General features: G+C 63.0%; 24 protein-coding genes and 1 tRNA gene. 15 read left to right on the forward strand and 10 right to left on the reverse strand.

The genetic code is table 11. The features are described 5' to 3' along the window. Positions 1-51: 51 nt before the first annotated feature. Positions 52-423: an ArsR/SmtB family transcription factor gene (locus tag UP09_RS15125; protein WP_044538974.1), complete on the forward strand. Its 372-nt coding sequence runs from the start codon at positions 52-54 to the stop codon at positions 421-423. Between the two features lie 117 nt (positions 424-540). Here the strand turns inward: UP09_RS15125 and UP09_RS37630 are convergent. Beyond that, positions 541-616, reverse strand: a tRNA-Ala gene (locus UP09_RS37630). Positions 617-692: 76 nt separating this feature from the next. Beyond that, complete coding sequence (locus UP09_RS15130) at positions 693-1,382, reverse strand: class I SAM-dependent methyltransferase (protein WP_044538975.1); 690 nt, start codon at positions 1,380-1,382, stop codon at positions 693-695. Between the two features lie 125 nt (positions 1,383-1,507). On the opposite strand from UP09_RS15130, the gene UP09_RS15135 reads away from it, so the two are divergent. Then, positions 1,508-2,047: a Dps family protein gene (locus UP09_RS15135; protein ID WP_044539194.1), complete on the forward strand. Its 540-nt coding sequence runs from the start codon at positions 1,508-1,510 to the stop codon at positions 2,045-2,047. Between the two features lie 152 nt (positions 2,048-2,199). Here UP09_RS15135 and UP09_RS15140 read toward each other — a convergent pair whose 3' ends face one another. The 4 genes from UP09_RS15140 to carA form a co-directional block, all read right to left on the reverse strand. Next, positions 2,200-2,724 (reverse strand): cupin domain-containing protein, encoded by a 525-nt coding sequence (locus UP09_RS15140; RefSeq protein WP_044538977.1) that lies wholly within the window; start codon positions 2,722-2,724, stop codon positions 2,200-2,202. Between the two features lie 65 nt (positions 2,725-2,789). Further along, the gene (locus tag UP09_RS15145) at positions 2,790-3,884 is read right to left on the reverse strand and encodes a mandelate racemase/muconate lactonizing enzyme family protein (protein ID WP_052833101.1); all 1,095 of its coding nucleotides are present in this window, start codon (positions 3,882-3,884) and stop codon (positions 2,790-2,792) included. Positions 3,885-4,011: 127 nt separating this feature from the next. Beyond that, positions 4,012-4,500 carry a PaaI family thioesterase gene (locus UP09_RS15150; protein ID WP_044538978.1) on the reverse strand — a complete coding sequence of 163 codons (489 nt, stop codon included), beginning with the start codon at positions 4,498-4,500 and terminating at the stop codon, positions 4,012-4,014. Positions 4,501-4,639: 139 nt separating this feature from the next. Then, positions 4,640-5,833, reverse strand: coding sequence for a glutamine-hydrolyzing carbamoyl-phosphate synthase small subunit (carA, locus tag UP09_RS15155; protein ID WP_044538979.1), 1,194 nt, complete (start codon positions 5,831-5,833; stop codon positions 4,640-4,642). A 161-nt stretch (positions 5,834-5,994) separates the two neighbouring features. On the opposite strand from carA, the gene UP09_RS15160 reads away from it, so the two are divergent. Together UP09_RS15160 and UP09_RS15165 are read left to right on the forward strand one after the other, a co-directional pair. Further along, complete coding sequence (locus UP09_RS15160) at positions 5,995-6,696, forward strand: alpha/beta fold hydrolase (RefSeq protein WP_044538980.1); 702 nt, start codon at positions 5,995-5,997, stop codon at positions 6,694-6,696. A 59-nt stretch (positions 6,697-6,755) separates the two neighbouring features. Further along, positions 6,756-7,211, forward strand: coding sequence for a GatB/YqeY domain-containing protein (locus UP09_RS15165; RefSeq protein WP_044538981.1), 456 nt, complete (start codon positions 6,756-6,758; stop codon positions 7,209-7,211). A gap of 167 nt (positions 7,212-7,378) precedes the next feature. On the opposite strand, the gene UP09_RS15170 is transcribed toward UP09_RS15165, so the two are convergent. Next, a complete protein-coding gene (locus UP09_RS15170; RefSeq protein WP_044538982.1) occupies positions 7,379-8,323 on the reverse strand; it encodes an MBL fold metallo-hydrolase in 945 nt (314 codons plus the stop codon). 151 nt (positions 8,324-8,474) lie between these two features. Between UP09_RS15170 and UP09_RS15175 the strand changes: the two genes are divergently transcribed. After that, entirely contained in the window at positions 8,475-10,085 is a 1,611-nt protein-coding gene (locus UP09_RS15175) for an acyl-CoA synthetase (protein WP_044538984.1), read from the forward strand. A gap of 1 nt (position 10,086) precedes the next feature. Here the strand turns inward: UP09_RS15175 and UP09_RS15180 are convergent, their stop codons facing one another. Then, entirely contained in the window at positions 10,087-10,662 is a 576-nt protein-coding gene (locus UP09_RS15180) for a Fic/DOC family protein (RefSeq protein WP_044538985.1), read from the reverse strand. Positions 10,663-10,672: 10 nt separating this feature from the next. Continuing rightward, positions 10,673-10,873, reverse strand: coding sequence for a hypothetical protein (locus UP09_RS15185; protein ID WP_156164611.1), 201 nt, complete (start codon positions 10,871-10,873; stop codon positions 10,673-10,675). Between the two features lie 188 nt (positions 10,874-11,061). Between UP09_RS15185 and UP09_RS15190 the strand changes: the two genes are divergently transcribed. The 9 genes from UP09_RS15190 to UP09_RS15230 all read left to right on the forward strand — a co-directional run bounded on the left by UP09_RS15190 (position 11,062) and on the right by UP09_RS15230 (position 19,062). After that, on the forward strand, positions 11,062-12,501 hold the full coding sequence (locus UP09_RS15190) for an LVIVD repeat-containing protein (protein ID WP_044538987.1): 1,440 nt from the start codon (positions 11,062-11,064) through the stop codon (positions 12,499-12,501). Continuing rightward, positions 12,470-13,048 (forward strand): hypothetical protein, encoded by a 579-nt coding sequence (locus UP09_RS15195; RefSeq protein WP_245301965.1) that lies wholly within the window; start codon positions 12,470-12,472, stop codon positions 13,046-13,048. The genes UP09_RS15190 and UP09_RS15195 overlap by 32 nt, the downstream gene beginning before the upstream one ends. Before the next feature lie 216 nt (positions 13,049-13,264). Next, positions 13,265-13,882, forward strand: a complete 618-nt coding sequence (locus UP09_RS15200) for a LysE family translocator (RefSeq protein WP_044538988.1) — start codon at positions 13,265-13,267, stop codon at positions 13,880-13,882. Positions 13,883-13,932: 50 nt separating this feature from the next. Further along, positions 13,933-14,445, forward strand: coding sequence for a cupin domain-containing protein (locus UP09_RS15205; RefSeq protein ID WP_044538989.1), 513 nt, complete (start codon positions 13,933-13,935; stop codon positions 14,443-14,445). Between the two features lie 85 nt (positions 14,446-14,530). After that, positions 14,531-15,514, forward strand: coding sequence for a DUF3592 domain-containing protein (locus UP09_RS15210; RefSeq protein ID WP_052833102.1), 984 nt, complete (start codon positions 14,531-14,533; stop codon positions 15,512-15,514). A gap of 100 nt (positions 15,515-15,614) precedes the next feature. Continuing rightward, a complete protein-coding gene (locus UP09_RS15215; protein WP_044538991.1) occupies positions 15,615-16,208 on the forward strand; it encodes a DUF1349 domain-containing protein in 594 nt (197 codons plus the stop codon). Positions 16,209-16,359: 151 nt separating this feature from the next. Beyond that, complete coding sequence (locus UP09_RS15220; RefSeq protein WP_044538992.1) at positions 16,360-17,268, forward strand: branched-chain amino acid--2-keto-4-methylthiobutyrate aminotransferase; 909 nt, start codon at positions 16,360-16,362, stop codon at positions 17,266-17,268. A gap of 198 nt (positions 17,269-17,466) precedes the next feature. Then, on the forward strand, positions 17,467-18,669 hold the full coding sequence (locus UP09_RS15225) for an amidohydrolase family protein (protein WP_044538993.1): 1,203 nt from the start codon (positions 17,467-17,469) through the stop codon (positions 18,667-18,669). A gap of 159 nt (positions 18,670-18,828) precedes the next feature. Then, positions 18,829-19,062: a DUF6894 family protein gene (locus tag UP09_RS15230; protein ID WP_044538994.1), complete on the forward strand. Its 234-nt coding sequence runs from the start codon at positions 18,829-18,831 to the stop codon at positions 19,060-19,062. A gap of 317 nt (positions 19,063-19,379) precedes the next feature. Here the strand turns inward: UP09_RS15230 and UP09_RS15240 are convergent, their stop codons facing one another. Further along, positions 19,380-20,942, reverse strand: a complete 1,563-nt coding sequence (locus UP09_RS15240) for a glycoside hydrolase family 17 protein (RefSeq protein ID WP_082070135.1) — start codon at positions 20,940-20,942, stop codon at positions 19,380-19,382. Positions 20,943-22,082: 1,140 nt separating this feature from the next. On the opposite strand from UP09_RS15240, the gene UP09_RS15250 reads away from it, so the two are divergent. Further along, on the forward strand, positions 22,083-23,705 hold the full coding sequence (locus UP09_RS15250; protein ID WP_044538998.1) for an inorganic phosphate transporter: 1,623 nt from the start codon (positions 22,083-22,085) through the stop codon (positions 23,703-23,705). The last annotated feature ends 163 nt before the right edge of the window (positions 23,706-23,868 follow it).

Raw genomic sequence — 23,868 nt, forward strand, 5'->3', positions numbered from 1 at the left:
CAACAAATATTGAACATTGCACCGGCTGCCTCGAATCGGTAAGGGTGAACCATGGCGAGACCCCTGCGACATCCGACCCGCGACCAGATGGAATTGCCGGTTGTGCTGGATTGCCTGAGCGATCCGATCCGGCTGGCGATCGTCTACCATTTGGCTCAGCACGAACGTGGCGGGACCGAGTTGTGCTGCGGCGATTTCAACGAGCTCAGCGGCAAGTCGAATCTGGCCTATCACTTCGCAAAGCTGCGCGACTCCGGGTTGATGCAAACGCGCATCGTCGGCACCAACCGGCTGATGAAGCTGCGCCGCGAAGACATGGACGCGCGCTTTCCCGGTCTGATCGATGCAGTGATCAAATCCGCCGCGCGCGATGCCGGACGGTTGCAGCTTCTGCCGGAATGCGAAATCGCGGACGCGGATTGACGCGGCGAGGGATTGAACGGGGAGGCTTGCCTTAGCCCGGCTTCGCCCTTCGGGCTACGCCGCGGCAGCCTTCGCTACGATAGGCTTGCCAAGCCGAAGCTCGCGAAGCGAGAAGGCTGGAGGCCCGGCCTGGATTTGAACCAGGATAAAGAGCAATGCACTGCTCCCGCGTCGACGCTTCCGCCACCGGGCCGAGTGGATCATTGCTGATTATTTCAGCGGCGGCCACGTTTACCTTTGGTTAACCTTAACGCTTCGTTGGCTTCCAATCAGTGCTGCGCCACGAACGTCATTCGCCACGGATTGTGCCCGATGTTGCGCGTGGCGCGCGTGGCGCTAAAGCCGGCGGCGCCGAGCTTTGCGATCATCTCGTCCTCGCCGTAGCGCTGCAGGCCGACCTTGTTGCGCAAGTGCCGGTAGTCGGACAGCGCGGTCGAGACCAGCCCGATCAGCGCGTCGCGCAGGAAGCCGTGGGTCGCGGCGAAGCGCAGCAGCGCCAGCACGTCGCTGATCATCCCGACCTCGGGGCGCAGGATGTCGCCGAGCACGAAGCGGCCCGTGGGCCTCAGCAGGCGGTGGATCACGTCGAAGGCGGAGTCCAGTTCCGCGGATGTCATGTATTGCGCGACCGAGTTCATCACGACGAGATCGACCGAGTTCTCGTCCATTGTCCTGAGATCGTCGAGCGAGCGCACGCGGATCGTGATGTTGGGGGCAAAGCGCGCGATCAGCCGGCCGCGGACGCCGGGCGCGGGCTCGGCCAGATAGAGCTTTCCGCAGGCCTCCGCGACCTTCACTGCTGAGAGCGCCTCACCGCAGGCATAGTCCAGCACCACGGCGTCGGGCGAGGCGATGTAGCCGACGATGTCGCGCGCGATGACCTCAAAATGCAGGTCGCGGTGCAGTTTGCTCGCATAAATCGTATGCGTGGAATCGTAATAGTCGATCCAGTCATCCATCTCAGGGCAATTCCGGCAAGAAACAGGGTTCCTGATACAGGAACAGGCAGGTGGCTGATGCGTTAGCGGTCCGGCGGCGAATGTTCAATGCGCCGAATGTCCGGTTCCTAACAGGAAGGTCCATCGTGAGCAAAGCCAAGACTGACGACAAGACTGACAAAATTTCTGCCGATCTCGATACGCCGAGCGACCTGCCGCAGGCTGCGGTGAACAAGATCTCGGCCTCGCTCAACACGCTTCTGGCGGATGCCTTCGCGCTCTACCTGAAGACCAAGAATTTCCACTGGCACGTCAGCGGCCGGCATTTCCACGACTATCATCTGATGCTGGACGAGCAGTCGGATGCGATCTTCGCCACCACCGACCAGCTCGCCGAGCGGGTGCGCAAGCTCGGCGGCGCGACGCTGAAGTCGATCGGCCAGATCGCCAAGCATCAGACCATCCAGGACAATAACGAGGACTATGTGCCGCCCGGCGAGATGCTGCGCGAGTTGATGGAAGACAACAAGCAGATGGCAGCCGCGATGCGCAAGGCGCACAAGCTCGCCGACGATCACGAGGATTCCGGCACTGCCGGCCTGCTCGAGACCTTCATCGACGAGACCGAGCGCCGCACCTGGTTCCTGTTCGAAGCAAGCCGCCAGGAAGGCAGCAACGCGGCCTGAAATTCACCCTCTCCCCTTGTGGGAGAGGGTGGCGCAATCGAGCGCAGCGAGATGAAGCCGGGTGAGGGGTTCTCTCCGCGGACAGAGACCCCTCATCCGTCTCGCATCTGTCGATGCGAGCCACCTTCTCCCACAAGGGGAGAAGGGAAGAGTCACCGCCTCCACAGCCGCACCAGCGGCCCATCCTTGCCCATCACCGGATCGGTCGCAGGGATCGCGATCAGCGGGATCGTCTTCAACGCCTTCGCATGGCTTTCCACTGTCGGCCGCTGCAGGTCCATCGGCGGTCCCGGCGGATAGGCGCCGACCACGGAGAAGTCGGGGCTGGCCGAAAGGCATTGATGCCCGGTGCCGGCGGGCAGGATCGCGACGTCGCCGGCTGAAATCTTGAGCTCACGGCCGCGATCGCCGCCGAAGCGCACGCGGGCGTGTCCGCGCGCAACGCCGAGCACTTCGTGCACGGTCGCATGATAGTGCAGGAAATCGTAGACGCCGTTTCGCCACATCGCGCCCCAGCCATTGGCACCGAACAATCCTTCAATCGTCGCTTCGGGATGGCTGTGATCGAGCGCAACCGCGCCCTTGTAAACCAGGAACGGCATCGGGTTGTTCGGCACGAGGCCGTCATCTTCGAAGACGATCGGGACCGGCTCGATTTTTTCGCTGACGACGGACATGAGAGTCTCCTCATGAAAAACCACGTGTGGATCAAACCGGCCGCTACCCCCAGCGTTCTGTCCCGCTAGATTTTGAACTTCAGCACTTCTTCCTTGAACCTGAGCCCGTGTCCCGGCCGCTCCGGCGCCGTGATCATGCCGTTGGCGATCTCGGGCGGATCGACCCAGAGATCGTCGATCAATGCCATGTTCTCGCACCAGATGCCGTTCGGGATCGAAGCCAGCAGATGCACGTTCAACTCGGGAAACAGATGCGGCGCGATAGTGATACCGAAGGTGTCCGCAAGCGCCGCGATCTTGCGCAGATCCGTCATGCCGCCGCGCATCGGGTCGGGCTGCAGGATCGGCAGGCAGGGATTGAGGAAGAACGGCCGCAGATCGTACCGCGTGAAATGAGTCTCGCCGCCGACGATTCGCATGTCCAGCGCCGCAGCGATGCGCTGATAGCCGGCGAAATCATCGGCCGGCACCGGCTCCTCCAGCCAGTAGATATCGTACTTCTCGAACTTGCGTCCCATCTCGATCGCGACATCGGCGCTCCAGCCCATATTGACGTCGATCATGATGTCGATGTCGGGCCCGAGCGCCTCGCGCATGCGGCGCACATTGTCGAGGTCTTGCGCGGGGGTGTGGACATGGGCGACCTGCATCTTGATCGCCTTGTAGCCCTGCTTCACGAAATGCAGCGCCTTCTCGATCATTCCATCGCCGCCGGCGCCGCGGAAGCAGCCGGAGCCATAGATTGGGATTTGCGAGCGATAATGTCCCCACAGCCGGTGCAGCGGCAGGCCGGCGCGCTTGCCGACCGCATCCCACAGTGCGATGTCGAGCGCCGACATCGCCATCGCGGCGATGCCGCCGCGGCCATAGGTCATCGTCGCCGTCCACAGATCGCGCCAGATCGCCTCGATCGCGGTGGCGTCCTTGCCCTTGACGCGCGGGATGATGCACTCGTCGAGACAGGCCGCGATCGACTTCATCCCCGGGCGGAATATGAACAGATAGCCCATGCCGGTGATGCCGCCCGCGGTCTCGACCTCGCAGATGAGAATGTCGCGCGTCGCCCCCAGCGCTGCGCCTTTCAGCCAGGGATCGTCGGCCCAGGGCAGCCGCAGCATCGTCACTCTGACGTCGCGGATGGTCATGTCGGGGCTGGTCATCGGGCGTTTTCCCTTCGCTGGCCGGACCATGTTTGACTGATCTCGGACCGGGAAAGTCAATCACATAACGCCGGCGCCAATCCAGCGCCGTCCGTCATGGCTCCAATGCGCGGGGACTCGATTGTCTTCAGGCGTTTTTGGGAATCTCGAACACCAGGCAGGTCGTGGTCGCATGTGCGATCAGCTTGCCCTTGCCGTCGGTGATGCGGGCTTCCGCGGTCGCGGCGCGGCGGCCGGCGTTGAGCACGCGGCCCTCGGTGCGGATGGTGCCGGTGTCCTTGCTCATGCCGCGGATGAAGGAGATCTTGAATTCCAGCGTGGTGTAGCCGCTTCCCGCAGGCAGCATGGTCTGCACCGCGAGCCCCATCGCGGAATCCAAAAGTATCGCGGCGTAGCCGCCATGCACCGAGCCGATCGGATTGTAGTGGCGCAAGCCGGGCACGCTGTGGATCACCACGAGGCCTGCCTCCGCCGTGCAGTCGAACGGCTCGACGTTCTCCATGATCGGCGGCTCGGGCAGGCTGCGGGCGAAGATTCCGCGCACGAAATCGAGCCCCGACATCGACGCCATTACCTCTATCGAGGTCACGCCGTATTCGGGCTGTGGATTAGTCATTGGGAAAGATCTCCGTCATTGCGAGCTAACGGGTCGGCGCGAAGCGCCGCCCGATGACAGGCTCCGCGAAGCAATCCATTCCTCCGGGAGTAAGGTGGATTGCTTCGTCGCATGCGCTCCTCGCAATGACGGCTGTGGCCTACGCCGCGCTCTTCTTCTGCCGCATCAGATCGGCGAAGCGCTGGAACAGGTAATGCGAGTCGCGCGGGCCGGGTGAGGCCTCGGGGTGGTATTGCACCGAGAACACCGGTCTGCCCTCGAGCGCGATGCCGCAATTGGAGCCGTCGAACAGCGAGATATGGGTCTGCGTCGCACCCTTCGGCAGCGTCGTCTGGTCGACGGCGAAGCCGTGATTCATCGAGGTGATCTCGACCTTGCCGGTGGTCTCGTCCTTGACCGGATGGTTGGCGCCGTGATGCCCCTGATGCATCTTCATGGTCTTGGCGCCGACGGCCAGGCCCAGCATCTGGTGGCCGAGGCAGATGCCGAAGGTCGGCGTGCCTGAGTTGATGACCTGCTGGATCACGGGCACGGCATATTTGCCGGTCGCGGCCGGATCGCCGGGGCCGTTCGACAGGAACACACCGTCCGGCTTCATCGCCAGGATGTCCTCGGCCGAGGTCGTCGCCGGCACCACGGTCACCTTGCAGCCGACGCCGGCGAGCAGGCGCAGGATGTTGCGCTTGATGCCATAGTCGACCGCGACCACGTTGAACTCAGGCGCGGTCTGCCGGCCAAAGCCCTGCTGCCAGACCCACGGCGTCTCGTCCCAGGTGAAGCGCTGGGCGGACGTGACCATCGGCACCAGATCCATGCCCTCGAGGCCGGGCCATTCGCGCGCCTCTTCCTTCAGCCCGTGCAGATCGAACTCGCCGTTCTTCGCGTGGGCGATCACGGCGTTCGGCATGCCCTTGGAGCGGATCAGCGCGGTCAGCGCGCGGGTGTCGATGCCGGAGAGGCCGATGATGCCGCGCGTCTTCAGCCACTGGTCGAGATGGCGCGTGGCGCGGTAATTCGAGGGGTCCGTGATTGCCGTGCGCAGGATCACGCCGCGCGCGCCCGGCGTCGCGGCCAGGTTCACCGTCTCGATATCTTCGTCGTTGGTGCCGACATTGCCGATATGCGGGAAGGTGAAGGTGATGATCTGCCCGGCATAGGAGGGATCGGTGAGGATCTCCTCATAGCCGGTCATCGCGGTGTTGAAGCAGACCTCGCCAACGGCTTGGCCCTCCGCGCCGAGGCCGAAGCCTTCCAGCACGGTGCCATCGGCGAGCACAAGGAGCGCGGTCGGTTTGTGGTCCGGCCAGGCGGGAGCGTTTACGGGGGTTGTCATGAGCCCTTTAAATAGTCGCCGCACCCTGCGGCGTCAAAGCGAAAGGGCGTCGATTCACACCGCATTGCCCGTCGATTTGACAGGCCCGAACGGCCTTTTAATCTAAAGTTCCCCTCGGCGGCCGTTTGCTTGCCGAAAATGACCCGGTTCGGAGCCTTCGCATGGACAATTCGATGCCGATCCTGCTCGTCCCGGGCCTCGTCTCGTCACCCCGGATTTTTGCCCCCGTGATCCCGGCGCTGTGGCGGTTCGGGCCGGTTACGGTCGCCAACCACATCCGCGACGACAATATGGGCGCGATCGCCCGCCGGATCCTCGCCGAGGCGCCGCCGCGCTTCGCGCTCGCCGGGCACTCGATGGGCGGCTACATCGCCTTCGAGATCATGCGCCAGGCGCCGGAGCGGGTCGCAAAACTGGCGCTGATCAACACCCAGGCGCGCCCGGATACGCCGGAGGCCAGCACGCGCCGCCGCGGCATGATCGAGCGCGCCAGGGGCGGCGATTATCGCGGCGTGCTCGACGAGCTCTTCCCCGGCTTCGTGCATCCGTCGCGGCTCGCGGATGCAAGCTTGCGGCAGCTGGTTTACGACATGGGCGCGGATGTCGGCGCGGAGGCCTTCATCCGCCAGCAGATGGCGGTGATGAGCCGGCCGGACTCGCGGCCGACGCTGGCCTGGATCCGATGTCCGACGCTGGTGCTGACGGGCGATGAGGACAACACCATCCCGAATGCGCTGTCATCGGAGATGGCCAACGGCATCCCCGGCGCCAAGCTCGTGATCCTGCCGAATTGCGGACATTTGCCGCAGCCCGAGCAGCCCGAAGCCTGCGCGGATGCGCTGGCCGACTGGCTCCGAAACTAGGTTGTTCTGCTATTGCGAACATCCTACATGAGGGGATTACTCGGTTTAAGGACATCACAATGCTGCGCGACGACATCAACAATGCGGTCAAGGATGCGATGAGGGCGAAGGAGGAGCGCAAGCTCTCCACGCTGCGCATGGTCAATTCGACCATCAAGAACGCCGATATCGACGCGCGCGGGCAGGGCAAGCCGCCGCTCTCCGACGCCGACCTGCTCGGCGTGCTGCAGAAGATGATCAAGCAGCGCCAGGAATCGGTCGAGCTCTACGACAAGGGCGGCCGCGCCGAGCTTGCCGCCCAGGAGCGCGAAGAGATCGCGGTGATCTCCGCCTACCTGCCGAAACAGATGTCCGACGACGAGGTCAAGGCCGCGATCGCTTCTGCCGTCACCGAGACCGGCGCTGCCGGCATGAAGGACATGGGCAAGGTCATCGGCGTGCTGCGCGCGAAATACGCCGGGCAAATGGATTTCGGCAAGGCCAGCGGCCTGGTGAAGGCCGCGCTCGCGGGCTGATGCCGTAGCCCGGATGGAGCGAAGCGCAATCCGGGTAAGTCCGTCCACGCGGCGTGGTCCCCGGATTACGCGGAGCCTGTCATCGGGCGCGCGTTCGCGCGACCCGTTGGCTCCATCCGGGCTACGCAGGGACGACGGCAGAGTGCATTCATGCAGGGAAGTTGAAACTACAGCTCCAGCAAGTCGTGGCCGACGACGAGATTTCCTGAAAAGAACGGCCGCACCGCGTCGAACCAGACCTCGTCCTTGAGAAAGGGATAGCCGCCGGGGACGAAGTGCGACAGCACCAGCGTCTTGACCCCTGCCTCGGTGGCGATGCGGCCGACCTGCTCGGTCGTGGTGTGGCTCGCCAGCAGATGTTCGCGCAGTGTCTTGGCGTTCGGCTCGGTCGCGATCAGTTGCTCGAGCGAGGGCAGGTGCATGACTTCGTGGACCAGAACATCGGCGCCCTGCGCGAGCTTGACCAGGTTTTGCGATGGCCTGGTGTCGCCCGAAATCACGATCGAGCGGTCGGGGCAATCGAAGCGGTAGGCGAACGCGGGCGCCACCGGTGGATGCTCGACCAGCGCCGCGGTCACCTTGACGTTGTCGTCCTGCATGACGAGGCCGTCGGCGCTGATCTCATGCGGAACGATCAGGTCCTTAAGCGGCGGGCGCCCCTCATCGGTCATGCGGGTGCGGATGTCATAGTCGTTCAGGGCGAGAAATTGCCGGGTCATCTCCGCCAGCGGCGGCGGCCCGTAGGTGTCGACGCGTTTGGCGAGATCGGTCGCCCAGGCCAGCAGCAGCAAATTGCCGTAGTCGGCGTTGTGATCGGAATGGTGATGCGTCAGGAACACGCTGCGGATCGACGCCAGCTTGAGCTTCGCCAGGATCATCTGACGGGCGACGCCGTTGCCGCAGTCGATCACATAGGACGTGTTGTTGACGACGATGACCTGCGCGGGCGCCGCGCGATTGGGTTTCGGTGTCGGTCCGCCGGCGGTGCCGAGCAGGATCAGGCGCGATTTCGGCTTTGCGGCCTCATCGGCCGCCGATGCCGGCAGAAACGGCGCGACTGCCGCCAGCGTCGCACCGGCGCGAAGGATGTTGCGGCGCGTCATTTGCGGCATGAAACGATCCCCCATCATGGCTTGTCTTGTCTCCCTTGTGTCGTATGACGTGCCTTGGGATAGCTGAACGTGAGGTGATCGCAAAGCGCCTCTCGAAAAATCTTTGGTTCGGGTAAGGTCAAGTCTCCGATGTCCAACCACGCTGGCAGCCATGCTGACTGAAGCCGCAACCTACGACGAACTCACCCGCAACTTCCGCTGGGATGTCCCTGAGCGCTTCAATATCGCATCCGCCTGCTGCGACCGTTACGCCGACGGCACCGGCCGCTTGGCGCTGGTTTACGTCGACGAGGACGGCGGCACCACGCGCACCACGTTCGACGAGGTCGCGGACGCCTCGCGCCGTTTCGCCAATGTGCTTGATGCCGACGGCCTGGTCCGCGGCGACCGCGTCGCGGTGTTTCTGTCGCAGTCGCTCGAACTGCCGGTCGCGCATCTCGCCGCGTTCCGCTCGGCGATGATCTCGATCCCGCTGTTCGCGCTGTTCGGCGAGGATGCGCTCGAATTTCGCCTGTCGAACTCGGAAGCCAAGGCCATCGTCACCGACGAGGCCGGCTGGGTGAAGATCGCAAAAATCCGCGACCGGCTGCCCGAGCTGAAGGCCGTCTACGTCGTCGGCGATCGCACACCCGCGGGCACAAAGTCATTCTGGGGCGCGATCAAATCGGCCTCGCCGGACTTCGCCACGGTCGACACCTCGGCCGATGATCCTGGCCTGATCATCTACACCTCGGGCACCACAGGTAACCCAAAAGGCGCGCTGCATGCGCATCGCGTCGTGCTCGGCCATCTGCCCAATGTCGAGATGTGCCACAATTTCCTGCCGCGTCCCGGCGATTTGATGTGGACACCGGCGGATTGGGCCTGGATCGGTGGCCTGATCAACGGCCTGTTCGCGTTCTGGTATCACGGCATCCCGCTGGTCGGGCACCGCGCGCGCAAATTCGAACCGCAGGCGGCGATGCAGATGATGGCCGATCTCGGTATCCGCAACGTGTTCCTGCCGCCGACTGCGCTGAAGCTGATGCGGCAGGCTGATGTCACAAACCCCGGCGTCAAGCTGCGCAGCATCTTCACCGGCGGCGAGTCGCTCGGCGGCGAGTTGCTGGGGTGGGTGCGCGACACCTTCGGCATCGATGCCCATGAGGTGTTCGGCCAGACCGAATGCAATCTCGTGATCGGCAGCAACTCGAATCTGTTTCCGATCCGCCCGGGCTCGATGGGCCGCGCCACGCCGGGCTTCGACGTCCGCATCGTCAACGACAGAGGCGAGGAACTGCCGCGGGGACAGCGCGGCATCATCGGCGTGCGCCAGCCGTGTCCCTGCACCATGATTGAATACTGGCGCAATCCGGAGGCGACCGCGAAGAAATATGCCGGCGAATTCCTGCTGACCGGCGATCTCGGCGTGCAGGATGAGGACGGCTATTTCTGGTACGTCAGCCGCGAGGACGATGTGATCACGACGGCCGGCTATCGCGTCGGCCCGTCCGAGATCGAGCACACGCTGATGAAGCACCCGGCGGTCGCGATGTCAGCCGTGGTCGGCATTCCCGATCCTATCAGGACCGAATCGATCAAGGCCTGGATCGTGCTGCGCCCAGGTTTTGCGCCTGATGACGCGCTGGCGCGCGAGATCCAGGAGTTCGTGAAAGTGCAACTCGCCGCCCATGAATACCCGCGCGTCGTGCAGTTCGTGGACAGCCTGCCGATGACGGCGACTGGCAAAGTGCTGCGGCGCGAACTACGGGCGTTGGGGTAGCCTATTCACCCAGCAGATACTGTATCATCTTGACTAGCGGCTGTTCGTCTCCATCAAAACTCGCAATCATGGCAGCCAACATCGCTTCAGGGTCGAGTTTGTCGAGCGTGAGAGGATGTCCGGCGCGGTCGGCCAGCAGCGCAAAGAATGCGAGCTGTGACCTGCCATTGCCCTCACGAAAGGCGTGAATGGCATTTAGTTCCGCCAGAAAGTGCGCAGCCCTGACCGAGAAGTCAGACGTGCCGAGACGCTGCAGATAATTGTCCCGACTCAAGTCGCTAAACAGTTTGACTGCTTGGCCCTCGATATTCTCCGGGAAGCAGAATGGATTGCCGCCCTTCGATATCCGAACGGTACGGACCTGACCTGCCCACTCATAGACATCCTGGAACAGGTGATGATGGATAGCCTTGTAATGGCTAAAGTCCAGCAAGCCCTCTGGCAGCGGGTCTTCTGCGCGAGCACTTGATATCTCAGCCTCAAAGGCATCAAGCTCGTCCTGGCCACGCAGGTCTAGCCTGTTCACCAGGACGGTCGAGTTCTCGTAAGTATAGGGGTCGTTTACAGCATCATACATTCGCGGCCGCTCAGGCCTTGCGGTGGCTGCGAATAATGGTCATCCGGTATTCTTCCGCGGTAAGCCCCTTTGACCGGGCGTCGTCGGCGCGTTTCTTCATAGGCGCGGTCAAGCGGATGCCCTCGACCGCGCTTATCTTTGCAAAGCCGGCGCGGCCGATAACGAACTTACCAGCCTTGCTGCCTGTAGTCCCGGTAGCCTTCTTCGCCATGGTTGCCATCATAACACGATTCACTCCGTGGTGCACGTCCTCGTGTCCGTATCTACGTCGGCATCGCAATCCTCAACTCCTCGGCTTGGCCTGAGAAATCTCGCCAACGTGTGTTTTGGCGCTGATGTCGCCATGCTAACGTCCCCTGCAGCCAACGCAGATTGGTCTGGGAATTCGGGGTGATGCGCATGGGTGGTCGCGTTTCGGCGGTTTGCTGCACGATTGTGTTTGTTCTGTTCGCGTGCGGAGCGAGCGCCCAGCAGAGGATCGGCGACCCGCCCGAAGCCTCCAACATGAAGCTGGTCGGAACTAACGACCTGCAAGCGCGCAGCGCCTATCAGCCGACCATTCATCACCAGGGTAACAGCTGGATCGCCTATATCGGCCATCACGGCGGCACCGACGACATTCCCGATCCTGTCAATCCGATGACCGGCAACGCCGAGCCGAACGGCACCTCGATCGTCGACGTCACCGATCCCGCGCACCCGAAATATCTGCGGCACATTCCGGGTCAGGAAGGCAAATATGAATCCGGCGGCGCGCAGATGGTGCGGATCTGCGACGGCAAGGATTTGCCGAAGGGCGATCGCAACGCGGTCTACATGCTGCGCACCTTCGGCAGCGAGGCGCATGAGATCTGGAACGTCGCCGATCCCGCCGACCCCGTGCTGGTGACGCGGCTCGGTGGCCTGAAGGACACCCACAAGAGTTTCTGGGAATGCGACACCGGCATCGCCTTCCTGGTGTCGGGCGCGCCGGACTGGCGCACCCGGCGCATGACGCAGATCTATGATCTCTCCGATCCGGCGCATCCGGCGAAGATCCGAGATTTCGGCCTGCCCGGGCAGGAGCCGGGCGCGACCGGCGCGGTGCCGACCGAACTGCACGGGCCGATCTCGACCGGCGTGAAGGGCAACCGGGTCTATTTCGGCTACGGCACCGACAAGGGCGGCTTCCTGCAGATCGTCGATCGCGACAAGCTCTTGAACGGGCCGAAGGAGCCGACGCCCGACAATCTGAAATTCCCCGAGATCGCGCGGATGCCGATGTCGGCGATGAACGGCGCGCACACGACGTTTCCGATGCTGGGCATGAGAATCGCGGAGTTTGCGCATGACAAGGACGGCGGTACGCGTGACATCGTGATGATCGTCGACGAGGCGATCCAGAACGAATGCGGCGAGGCGCGGCAGATGGTGTGGTTCGCCGACGTCACGACGGAGGCGCGGCCGATGATGATTTCGAGCTACACCGTGCCGGAGGCCTCGGGCTCATTCTGCGAGCGCGGCGGCCGGTTCGGTTCGCATTCGTCGAACGAGAGCATGGCGCCGGTCTACTACAAGAAGATGGCCTTCATCGCCTTCTTCAATGCCGGCGTCCGCGCGCTCGATATCCGCGATCCCTATCACCCCAGGGAAGTCGGCTATTTCATTCCATCGATCACGGCGGCGACCGACAAGCGCTGCGTCACCATCGACGGCAAGGACCGCTGCAAGGTCGCGATCCAGACCAACAACCTGGAAACCGACGCGCGCGGCTACATCTACGCGGTCGACCGCGCCAACACCGGCCTGCATATCCTTGAGTTGACCGGTGACGCGCGCGCCGTCGCTGGCCTGCCATGAGGCCGCGATGATGCGCTCGTGGCCCGTCATTGCGGCGATGTGTCTGGCGCTCGGTGGCTTCTCGGCCGTCGCTGCCTACGAGATGGCGCCGCCACGCGCCGGCGCGTGGCGCGAGATTGCCTGGCTGTTCCCGCGCGACGGCTGGCCGGCGGGCCGCGCGTTTCGCTGCGGCACGACGGATTGCGAAGGCGTCGAAGTTTACGTCCGGCCCAAGCTCGGCTTCTGCAATTGCGGAAGCGGCGTCGCCGATGACGACGAGGTCGACCGCGTCGCCGATATCGACATGATCAGCGCGCGGTTTGTACCGCTGAAGGCGGGTGACGTCGTTGATGTCGCCGACATGCGTGGGCGCGTGCGGGCGTATGACATCGAAATGCCCGAGGGGAAGCGCACCGCGATCGGCATCGCGCTGTCGCACCGCTGCGATCTCTTGGTGGCGGCTGCGCAGGGCAGGGGCGATGCGACGCGGGTGCAGCGGGTGACGTTGGAGTTCCTGGCGACATATGAGACGAAGAAATGGATTCGGAGCGCAATGGAGGTGCGCTGAACGCGCGTGCTTTTTTACCTCGCCCCGCTTGCGGGGAGAGGTCGGATCGCTCTTGCGATCCGGGTGAGGGGGTACAGGTCTATCTACTCGCACCACCTCGCGGAGAGAGCCCCTCACCCCACCCTCTCCCCGCAAGGGCGGGGCGAGGGAGCAGTCCGGCGCTTCCATCTGCGTCCCTCGCGTGCATAATGCCAAGAGCAAACAAAAGAGCCCCCCATGTCCCTGCAAGCCTATTTCGCCTTCGTCGCCGCCTGCATTGCGCTGGCGCTGTTGCCTGGTCCGATCGTCACGATGGTGATCGCCAACGGCCTGCGCTACGGCACGCGCTCGGCGCTGATCAATGTGCTGGGTGCCCAGGTCGGGCTCGGAATCGTGATCGCCATCGTCGCGGTCGGCCTGACCTCGCTGATGTCGACCATGGGTTACTGGTTCGACTGGGTGCGCTTTGCCGGTGCCGCCTATCTGGTCTGGCTCGGCATCAAGCTGATCCGCTCGCCGGTCGAGGGCCTCAGTACCGATGAGGCGCCGCCGCCGCCGCGCGGTGGCTTCTTCCTGCAGGGTTTTCTGGTGCTGCTGTCGAACCCGAAGGTGCTGGTGTTCTTCGGCGCCTTCATTCCGCAGTTCATGGACATGGACAAGCCGCACATTCCCCAGGTCGCACTGCTCGGCATTACCTTCATGGCAACCGCCGCGATGACCGACGGGGCCTACGCGTTGCTCGCCGGGCGCGCCCGAAAATTCTTCTCCAGGGAGCGGACGCGGCTGATGTCGCGCATCTCCGGCGGCTTCATGATCGGCGGAGGCATCTGGCTGGCGCTGACCCGGGCGCGGTAAACCGGGCAGAGCGGTCTGACGTCTGACAGCGTTCAAAAAGGACACACCGAATGGCCACAGCAATCCCGCCGGACGACGCGACCCGCAGGCTCACGCTCGCCAACCCGGATGATCCGGCAGCGCGCCACGTCTCAGTTGCGGGCGGCACCTATACGATCCTCGTCAGCGGGGAGGATACTGGCGGCCGCTATAGCCTGATCGACATGCTGGTCCCGCCCGGCGGCGGACCGCCACCGCACCGTCACGATTTCGAGGAGATGTTCACAATCCTGGAGGGAGAGATCGAGCTGACCTTTCGCGGCAAGGTGCATCATGCGAGCGCAGGCTCAACCGTGAACATTCCGGCCAACGCCCCCCACGCCTTCAAGAACACATCGGACAAGCCCTTGCGCATGCTTTGCATGTGCACGCCGGCAGGGCAGGAGGAGTTCTTCATGGCCGTCGGCGATCTCGTTGACAGCCGCACGGCGCCGCCGCCGAAGCTGAGCCCGGCCGAGCGGGCCGAGCGGATCCAGCGCGCCAAGGCGCTCGCGGCCAGGTACCGCACCGAACTGCTGGTCTGATACTGAACAAATCGACGGCCTGTTGAACCCTTAATCGAGGTAGCGCGTCCAACCGGGCGCTGCCACCGCTGAAGGGAACCGATCCGTGCCTAACCTGCCTTGGCTTGTCTATGCGATGCTGCTCGCGCCGCTCGGGCTGATCCTGATTGCGGCCGTCGTCAAGACCTGGCAGGCGCGCGAGGCCAAGGGCTGGCCGCAGACTGCCGGCTGCGTCGTGACGTCGACCGTCGAACTGCGCGAGGTCAAGGTTCCCGACGATGATCGCGAGGATGGCGAGCGGCTCGAGCAGCGCAACTTCGCCAACGTCGTCTACGAATACACGGCGAACGGCAGGAAGCTGCGCGGCAACCGCGTCAGCATCGGCGAGGACCGCGGCAATTCGGAGGTCGCCGAGACGTTGGCGAAATACCCGGCCGGCAGCATCGTGACCGTCTATTACAATCCCCGGCATCCCGACCAGGCGGTGCTGGAGCGCGAGTTGCCGAAGGGCCTGTGGGGCTGTCTCGGCATCGGCAGCGCAATCGTCCTCGCGATCGTGTTCGGTTCGGCCTTCGGCTTCAACAGATTGTACGAGCTTCTCTCGTGCCATATGGCGCGCCCCGATCTTTCGGGGATGGTGATCGGTCTCGGCGCGTTCGGTTTCGTCGTCGCGCTGTTCGGGTTTGCCGTGCGCCGGCAGGCCTCGGCGGCCAGTCACTGGCCGGTGATGCCGGGTACGATCCATGTGTCCGACATGGAGGAGTATCGCGGCGCCGCGTCTGAAGGCGGCGGGCGCGGGACCGAGATGTTCGGCAGGCGCGTGTCCTACAGCTACGCCTACCAGAACGTCAGCTATACTAACGAATGCGCCCGCGTCGGAGCCGGCTCGGCCTCGGCCTCGGACAGGATGCTGAAGCGCCTGCTGTCGCGCTATCCGGATGGCGCGGCCGTCGAGGTGCACGTCAATCCCGCCAATCCCGCGGAAGCCGCGCTCGACGCCAGCGGCGACGGCCGGTTTGCCTTTGTGCTGTGGGCGATCTCGGCGCTGTTCGTAGCGGCCGCCGTGTTTGCCGCGACCCGCGGCGGGTAGTCAGTTCAGGACCGAGCTCCTTGGATGTTCGTGCAGCCGTGCCTCAATTGAGAAGCTATGTTGGCATAGGACCGGCCTGAAACGGCTAACCGAGGTCAACATGAATACTCCGATCTTGCGCAGAGACGATGGTGTATGGCTGAACGAACCGGAACGATGGTCGTCGCAGGGCGACAGCCTCGAGATCGTCACCGACAAGGCCAGCGACTTTTGGCGCGAGACCCACTACGGCTTCAACCGCGACAGCGGACATTTCCTCGGCTTCCGGACCGATGAGGCATTCACCGCCGAGCTGCGCGTCCAGGGCGATTTTCGCGCGCTGTACGACCAGGCGGGCATTATGGTGCGCCTCGACGCGCAGCATTGGGTCAAGGCCGGGATCGAATTCTCGGACGGCCATGCTATGCTTGGCAGCGTTCTGACCGACGGGCGGTCGGACTGGGCGACCGCACATTATGGGCACGACGCCAGCGAGTTCTGGCTACGCGCGACCGTCGCGAGCGGCGTGCTGCGCTTGCAGGCCTCAGCCGATGGCAAGCTCTGGCCGCTGATGCGGCTGGCGCCGTTCCCAAAGGCAAGCTCCTACCTCGTCGGGCCGATGGCCTGCACGCCCGAGCGGGCCGGACTGAAGGTCGTCTTCTCGTCGTTTCGCCTGACGCCGCCGCTGGGGAAGGATCTGCACGATCTCGGCTAAGGGGTGGCCGCAGCTCCCTAAAGCGCGATGAAATCCGGCAAGAAAGCGTTTGTCTGGAATACTAGACAGGACAGAGTCACGCTATTGTCATTCATGAGCTTCCCGTAGAATTTGAAGGGAATAAATCTCTCGAAAGCGCAGGTGCAAACTCATGTCCGATGATGATTTCAGCAAGGGGACGGCATACGTCCGCGGTGCGTTTGTGCCGGTCGCCAAGGCGTCGATCTCGCCGCTGGATTGGGCCTTCACGCGATCCGACGTTGTCTACGATGTCGTCCACGTGTCCGACGGAGCTTTCTTTCGTCTTGCGGATCATCTCGATCGGTTCGAGCGATCGATGCGTGCCCGCCGCATGAAACCAACCGAGTCGCGTGAAGAGATGGAGCGAATCCTGCATCGCTGCGTGGCGATGTCGCGCCTGAATGATGCTTACGTTGCGATGGTGACCCTGCGCGGCCTCCCGCGCATCGCGGGTTCCCGTCGTCCGTCCGACTGCGAAAATCATTTCCTGGCCTACGCTATTGCATGGGTCGATATCGTTCCAAAGGAGGTTAAGGAGCGCGGGGTTCGGCTCTGGATATCGTCCGTTCCTCGTGTGTCGGACCGTGCGGTGGATCCGACCGTGAAGAACTATCAATGGAACGATCTGACCAGTGGACTTATGGAAGCGCACGACCGCGATTTTGATACGGCCGTACTGTGCGATGAGAGTGGGCTCGTCACCGAGGGCCCGGGTTTCAACGTCTTCATCGTCAAGGACGGCAAGGTTCGCACGTCAGACCGCGGTAGTCTTCAAGGCATCACGCGCCGTTCCGTGCTCGAATTTTGCAAGGCGCTCGGATACGAGGCCTCGATAGAGCCGATTCCCCGCGAAGCCATCGAAGCTGCGGACGAAATATTCCTGACGAGTACCGCGGGAGGCATCGTTCCGGTGGTGCGCGTCAATCAAACGATCTTGGGCAATGACCGGCCGGGGCCTGTCTTCGAGAGAATAAAGGACCTCTATTGGCGCAATCATCGCGAAAGTGCCTACCGCACAGACGTGAATTACGCGGTTTGAGCCATTGCACGCTTGAGCCCAGCCGCCGCTGGGCAAGGATCTGCACGATCTCGGCTGACGGGCGGCCACTACTGTGATGTCTCGCGAGGCTGCTAGACTGGCAAGCCTGGAACGGCGAGGGGCGTTCAGCCAAGCGGCGGTGCGCGCTGTTTGCGCGGTCGTCCGCCGGGCGAACGTGTCCGGGAATGGAGACAACAGATGGCTGACAAGAACTTCATCAATGCGCGACTAGACGACGGTGCGCTTCATGCGATGGCGGTGAGCGATGGGCGCATCACCGCCATTACAGGCCTGGACGATCGCATTGTGGCGCCAGGGACCATCGACCTCGGCGGCGCACTCGTCGTGCCCGGATTTGTCGAAGGTCACATCCACCTCGACACCAGCTTCTATGGCGACGTGTGGCGGCCGCACAGGCCGTGCACCAACGGCTTTGACGTGCATGAGCGGGTCGCATTCCAGGCGCAGAACATGGCCGAGGCCGCGCCGATGGACGTGCGGGCCAGAAACCAGCTCGACCTCTGCATCGCGCACGGCACCACGCAGATGCGCAGCCATGTGATGGTCGACGGCTCCGTCGGCCTCAAATCGCTCGAGACCATCCTCGGGGTTCGCGAGGAATACAGGGGCCTGATCGACATTCAGCTCGTCGCGTTTCCCCAGAGCGGAATCCTGAAGAGCCCGGGCACGCCGGAGTTGCTGGATGAGGCGATCGGGATCGGTGCTGATCTGGTCGGCGGCCTCGATCCCGCAAGCTTCGACCGCGACGTCGAGCGGCATCTCGACGTCGTGTTTGGCGTCGCCGAGAAGCGCGGCGTCGACGTCGACATTCATCTGCACGACCACGGCACACTCGGCGTGTTCGAGATCGAGCAGATCGCCGCTAGAACCCGCGCGCTCGGCATGGAAGGCCATGTGGCGGTCAGCCACGCCTATTCGCTCGGCGATGTGACGCCGGACGTGCTCGGGAAAGTCGCGGATGTGCTGGCGCGTTCCGGCGTGGCCATCATGACCAACGCGCCGGGCAGCCGGCCGTTTCCTCCAATTGCCGCCCTCAGGCAGGCCGGCGTCACCGTGTTCAGCGGCAACGACAACATCCGCGATTCCTGGTGGCCCTACGGAGATGGCGACATGCTCAATCGCGCGACGACGCTCGGTTACCGCTCGGGCTTTTATACGGACGAGGAATTGCGGGTCGCCTTCGACATGGTCACGGGAGCAGGCGCAAAGGCATTGCGGCTCGAAGGCTACGGCCTCTCCGTGGGCGCAAAGGCGGATTTCGTGACGTTGAACGCGGCGCATGTTCCCGAAGCCGTCGTTGGTCCGCCGCAAGGACGATCCGTCTACAAGGCGGGGACGCTGGTCGCGCGCGACGGGCGCGTGACCAAGCGAGCATCATAGTCCGTATCGACGCGCCGCCTTGCGGTCTCGCGAGCCTGCCAGCCGCGCGGCGAGCCTGCCAGGCCACGCGCTTGTGTGAGCTGGATCACGGGTGACCCTGCTGCGGCCGCGTATGCTCCATCATGCAGGGTCGAGCCTGCTCAGGCGGAGAACGCGAACATGGCCCAGGTCTATCTCCATTGCGCCAACACACGAGGGGTGTTGATGGATCGCCGCGGCAGCTCCGCCACCAGCCTCGCCGAGGCGTGCGAGGCGGCTACCTGCATGATGCGGTCGCTCGTCGCAACGATCAGCCTGGAAGATTGGCGCGACTGGACCATGCATGTCAGCGACGAGGCCGGCGACGAGATCGTTGTCCTCTCCTTTGCATCCGTTCTCGGCAAGCCGCACTGAGAGGGTGCCATGGCATCGGAGCGGCCGTCATTGCTGCCCTTTCGCCACGGCTTGAACGCGATCGCGACGGGTTGGCAGAATTTGATCAAGTGCTTTCGCGATCGCTACCGGCCCGAACTCCACTACATGCGCGGGCCCGGCCCCAAATGGCATGCGAAGCATTCCATGTCGTCAGCCGCTCGGCTTTCGACGGCGACGTGATGACCGCGCGCATTTAAGTCCGGAAGCGGCCGTCCGGACGACGCCCAAGACTGATGCCGAAGACTGATGCCCAAAACTTGGTTACGTCGGTTATCAGCACCCGAGCGAGCATTTTCTCAAGCCCGCGCCCGCCACAGCGTAACCGCAAGCAGGATATAGGCAGCACAAGTCCACAGCGACTGCCAGTTGTCCGTCCCTTCGCTAAGTCCCGCATAGATGGCTGCCACCAGAAACACTCCGGCAAATATCGATTCCGCCATCGGGCGGATTCCCTTCTTCGGCCGGTTGAGCAGCGCCATGGCCGCAAAAGGAACCGCCACCATGGTGAGGGCCGCGAAAGGAAAATCCTTTTCGCGCGGGTCAAACACAAAGCCGACCGCGGTCTGCGTGGTGATCACGATGGCGACGATCCAGACCAGTCCGTGCAGGAGCGTCAGCAGTGATGGGCTCCGGTCGTCCTTCGGCCCCAGCAATTCCAGAAATGTCGGCGGCGCGCGCCCCGACACCAGGGCGCTGGCGCCGAACACCGGTGAAGCAGTTGCCGCCACCAGAAGCGCGCCCCACAGAAGCCAGCTGCCCGCGCTGTAACTTTCATAGAACATCTTCTGGGCGGCCACCCCAAACAGGATTCCGGCTGTGGTTGCCGATATTCCGACCGCACACCATGAAACCAGCCGGGGCTGCCGGGGCTTGCGGCGCAAGGTCTGCCATGCCGCGCCGAAGACCAGGATCGCCAACGCCATTCCGCCGCTCATTTGCAGCTTCCAGAGCGGATAATTGCTGACGGGGATGCCGGGCGGATATTTCAGCATGCGCTGCACGGAATCGAACAGGCCCCAGGATCCGCCGACCGTGCCCTCGAGCTCTTGCTTCCACGATTCATCATAGGCCTCGAACAGGATGACGCGGAAATTCTCGCGCTGGGCACGATCGAGGATCTCCGAGATTACCCGGGCCTGATTGATCCGCGACGGTAGCGCCGACCGGCGCATCCGCCCCTCGCTCGGCCAACCCGTTTCTCCAATCAGGACTTCCTTGCCCGGAAATGTCGACGCCATCCGCATGCGGATGGCGTCGACGTGAGCGGCGGCGAATTTCGCCGGGACCGGGTCATTCTCCCAATATGGGTGGATATGAATGGTGATGAAATCGACGACGTCTTGAAGTTCGCGGTAGCGCAGCCAGAACTCCCAGACGTCGGAATAGGTGACGGGGACGGTCACCTGCGCCTTGACCGAGCGAATGATGGCGGCAAGGTCGGAAGCAGTCATTGCCCGGTGCAACATGACCTCGTTGCCGACCCCAAGCGCGATGATGGTTCCCGGATATTGCTGGGCGAGGCGTATGCCCGTCGATATTTGTATGGCGTTCTTCTGCGGGTCCCCTCCGAGCCAAATTCCCTGAATGACTTTCAGCCCCACCTTGGCCGCAAGCTCGGGGATCTGATCGAGACCCAGATCGGTCGCATAGGTACGGATGCAATCGGTTATCTTGGCAAGCTGGGCGAGATCTTCCGCGATCTGTTCCCGCGACACTTGCGTCGCCGGCGACTCGGACGTCTGGTGAGCGCGAAACGGCGCGTACGCGATGCATTGCAGCTTGGCATTCGGGTCGATCGGTGCGCGGACCAAATTGATGGGGGTGGCCAGCCACCACCACACCGCTGCGATCGTGCCCAGGGATATCAGGAGAAGCGCCAGAGGCGTGCGAAGCGAAATAGTTGCGTCCTCCAGGGCAGGGATCGTCGATCAACCGGCGTGCGACCCCGACCCCACCATAACAAGTACTCGACTCGCGAAAATTGCCGCCAGATTGTCCGCGCCGCAAGAGGAGAGTCACCTCTGACGATCACCATGATTCTACCGCAGAGCAGGTCAAAATAATCTTCGCCGTCTTTCGAGATGGCCTCCCTGACGGTCATCATGCGCCATGCAAGCGAACTTCTGATTCGTCCGCCTCACATGGACGAACAACCCCCAACTTTGGCGACGTCGGTTGTCGGCACCCGAGCGAACATCGGTCCGCGTAGATCCCCATTGCGGCGTTTGACCCGAAGCGGAAGTCGCTCGGCTCTGACGGATCATCGCTCATGACGAGAGGAGGCGCGCGTACCCAAATCGTGCAGGCTTTTCGCCAGAACCTCCGAAAATGTCGCCGCTGCGATGGACAGGCCGCGCACTCGCAACTGACTCAGCACCAGTTCGGCCCGCGGGGGATGTCGCGCGTGTCGATGGGACAGGCAACCAGGCCCATGCCCAGATCGGCGGATGGTGCACCGATCTCGATCTGGAAGGAGACCAGATCACATCGATAGACCAACCCCCGCAGCATCTCGAACGAGTTGGATTCCGCAACGACGTTGAAGCGCACCTCGCGACGGGTGGTGACCTCATCGAGAATGTGCCGGCCGCTGAGCGAGCGGTCGGGTAGAGCAGCTGGATATCCAGAGCATTAGGATATCGGCATTCAATCTGCGTCGACCCGAATCCTACGTTGCTGATCGATCGGCTTCGCCAGTTTGTCCGAACTGACGTACCAAAATGGCTGTGACGGCGCGTGCAGCCAAATGTTTGACTTTCTTCTGTTGGCCGTAGCAGGCTTACCAGCTCGGCTAGCGGCAACTGGCGCCTCTGTTGCGCACGCAACCCATTGTTTAGGCTTGATGAATCGCGGATCCGCCGGTTCGATGTGCGGCATCGCTTGGTGGCCGCGACGGTCGTCAAACGGGCGCCATCACATGGCTGTCATATCACTGTCATGTAAGCGTAGTCCTAATGTCACACGCCATAGCCCCCTATTTCATTTCCCAGAGAGAATTTATGAGCGATGTCGCGTTGCCCGGTTCGATCGAGCCTGCTCTCGGGAGAGGCCCGGATCTTGAAAAAGGCTTTCATCCCCTGACGGGTATTATCTACCTGGGAGTGATCGGTGCTGCTCTCTTGTTCGTCGCGTACAGCATCTACGCGGATGTCGGTGCCACCGGCGCAGGGAAGACCTCGTATCTGGCATTCCTGCTGCTCTTCGTCGCATTGCTGATCGCGCTCGGCTTCGAATTCGTCAACGGCTTTCACGACACGGCCAACGCCGTCGCGACCGTCATTTACACATGCTCGATGCCGGCCCATGTCGCCGTCGTTTGGTCGGGCGTGTTCAATCTCATCGGTGTTCTTCTGTCGAGTGGCGCAGTCGCCTTTGGCATCGTTTCGCTGTTGCCGGTGGAGTTGATCCTTCAGGTCGGCAGCAGTGCCGGCTTCGCGATGGTATTCGCGCTGCTGATCGCGGCGATCATCTGGAACGTGGGCACCTGGTATTTCGGGCTGCCGGCTTCGAGCTCGCACACCCTGATCGGATCGATCATGGGCGTTGGCATCACCAACGCGTTGATGCACGGCCGAGAGGGGACCTCGGGCGTGGACTGGTCCCAGGCCGGCAACATCGCCAAAGCCCTCCTCCTGTCGCCATTGTTCGGCTTCGCGCTCGCCGCGATTCTGCTCTTTGCGCTCAAAAGCGCTCTCTTGCGCGCGACGCCAGCACTGTTTGCCGAGCCAAAGGGCGACCAGCCCCCTCCCTGGTGGATACGAGGCGTCCTGATCCTCACCTGCACCCTGGTCAGTTTTTTCCACGGGTCCAACGACGGTCAAAAAGGCATGGGCCTTATTATGCTCATTCTGATCGGCACGGTCCCGACGGCTTACGCGCTGAATCGTGCGATGCCCGCCAGCCAGATCGAGCAGTTCGCCAACAACTCGGCTGCCGCAGGCAAAGTCATCGAGAGCAAAAGCGCCGACCGCCGCGTCACCGGCAACGCGCGCCCAGCGGTGACCAATTATATCGCGCTTCGCCAGCTCGACGAAAGCACCTACCCGTCACTGGTCAAGCTGATGCGGGAGATCAGCGACGAGGTTGCACAATACGGGTCGCTCGCAAAGTTCCCGGCTGAGACGGTCAGCAATACGCGCAACGATATGTACCTGGTTTCCGAAACCCTTCGGCTCCTTATGAAGAGTGACGAGAGCAAGCTCAGCGGCGACGACGTTGCAACGCTTGCGCGCTACAAGGGATCGCTGGACAGCGCGACGAAATTCATCCCGAGTTGGGTCAAGATCGCGGTCGCGATTGCACTTGGCCTCGGCACGATGGTCGGCTGGAAGCGAATCGTGGTGACCGTCGGCGAGAAAATCGGCAAGACCCATTTGACTTACGCACAAGGCGCGTGTGCCGAAATCACAGCGGCTGCGACGATTGCAGCGGCGGATGGCTACGGTCTGCCGGTGTCGACGACGCATGTTCTATCGTCAGGCATCGCAGGCACCATGACGGCCAACGGGTCGGGGCTGCAATGGTCGACGATCCGCAATATCGCGATGGCCTGGGTGCTGACCTTGCCGGTCGCTATGCTGATTTCGGGCACGCTGTACTTTGTCTTTGCTCATCTGTTCTAGCAGATCGCATCCCTCGACACCGAGATCCCCGGCCGTCGAAATGGGTTGATCGCTTCCGGCCCGAAATTATGAATGTGGAGATCGACCGGAGCAGGCGATCCAACCAGGTTCCAGGGCGTTCCCGAAACCTCAAGCATCCGCTCTTCGCGGCACAGGAGTTGAA

The organism is Bradyrhizobium sp. LTSP885, from assembly GCF_000938305.1.
GTDB lineage: Bacteria > Pseudomonadota > Alphaproteobacteria > Rhizobiales > Xanthobacteraceae > Bradyrhizobium.

Coding starts and splice junctions, on each gene's coding strand:
- UP09_RS15125 (WP_044538974.1), top strand. CDS start 52: ATGGCGAGACCCCTGCGACATCCGACCCGCGACCAGATGGAATTGCCG.
- UP09_RS15130 (WP_044538975.1), bottom strand. CDS start 1,382: ATGGATGACTGGATCGACTATTACGATTCCACGCATACGATTTATGCG.
- UP09_RS15140 (WP_044538977.1), bottom strand. CDS start 2,724: ATGTCCGTCGTCAGCGAAAAAATCGAGCCGGTCCCGATCGTCTTCGAA.
- UP09_RS15145 (WP_052833101.1), bottom strand. CDS start 3,884: ATGACCAGCCCCGACATGACCATCCGCGACGTCAGAGTGACGATGCTG.
- UP09_RS15150 (WP_044538978.1), bottom strand. CDS start 4,500: ATGACTAATCCACAGCCCGAATACGGCGTGACCTCGATAGAGGTAATG.
- carA (WP_044538979.1), bottom strand. CDS start 5,833: ATGACAACCCCCGTAAACGCTCCCGCCTGGCCGGACCACAAACCGACC.
- UP09_RS15160 (WP_044538980.1), top strand. CDS start 5,995: ATGGACAATTCGATGCCGATCCTGCTCGTCCCGGGCCTCGTCTCGTCA.
- UP09_RS15165 (WP_044538981.1), top strand. CDS start 6,756: ATGCTGCGCGACGACATCAACAATGCGGTCAAGGATGCGATGAGGGCG.
- UP09_RS15170 (WP_044538982.1), bottom strand. CDS start 8,323: ATGCCGCAAATGACGCGCCGCAACATCCTTCGCGCCGGTGCGACGCTG.
- UP09_RS15175 (WP_044538984.1), top strand. CDS start 8,475: ATGCTGACTGAAGCCGCAACCTACGACGAACTCACCCGCAACTTCCGC.
- UP09_RS15180 (WP_044538985.1), bottom strand. CDS start 10,662: ATGTATGATGCTGTAAACGACCCCTATACTTACGAGAACTCGACCGTC.
- UP09_RS15185 (WP_156164611.1), bottom strand. CDS start 10,873: ATGGCGAAGAAGGCTACCGGGACTACAGGCAGCAAGGCTGGTAAGTTC.
- UP09_RS15190 (WP_044538987.1), top strand. CDS start 11,062: ATGGGTGGTCGCGTTTCGGCGGTTTGCTGCACGATTGTGTTTGTTCTG.
- UP09_RS15200 (WP_044538988.1), top strand. CDS start 13,265: ATGTCCCTGCAAGCCTATTTCGCCTTCGTCGCCGCCTGCATTGCGCTG.
- UP09_RS15205 (WP_044538989.1), top strand. CDS start 13,933: ATGGCCACAGCAATCCCGCCGGACGACGCGACCCGCAGGCTCACGCTC.
- UP09_RS15215 (WP_044538991.1), top strand. CDS start 15,615: ATGAATACTCCGATCTTGCGCAGAGACGATGGTGTATGGCTGAACGAA.
- UP09_RS15220 (WP_044538992.1), top strand. CDS start 16,360: ATGTCCGATGATGATTTCAGCAAGGGGACGGCATACGTCCGCGGTGCG.
- UP09_RS15225 (WP_044538993.1), top strand. CDS start 17,467: ATGGCTGACAAGAACTTCATCAATGCGCGACTAGACGACGGTGCGCTT.
- UP09_RS15230 (WP_044538994.1), top strand. CDS start 18,829: ATGGCCCAGGTCTATCTCCATTGCGCCAACACACGAGGGGTGTTGATG.
- UP09_RS15250 (WP_044538998.1), top strand. CDS start 22,083: ATGAGCGATGTCGCGTTGCCCGGTTCGATCGAGCCTGCTCTCGGGAGA.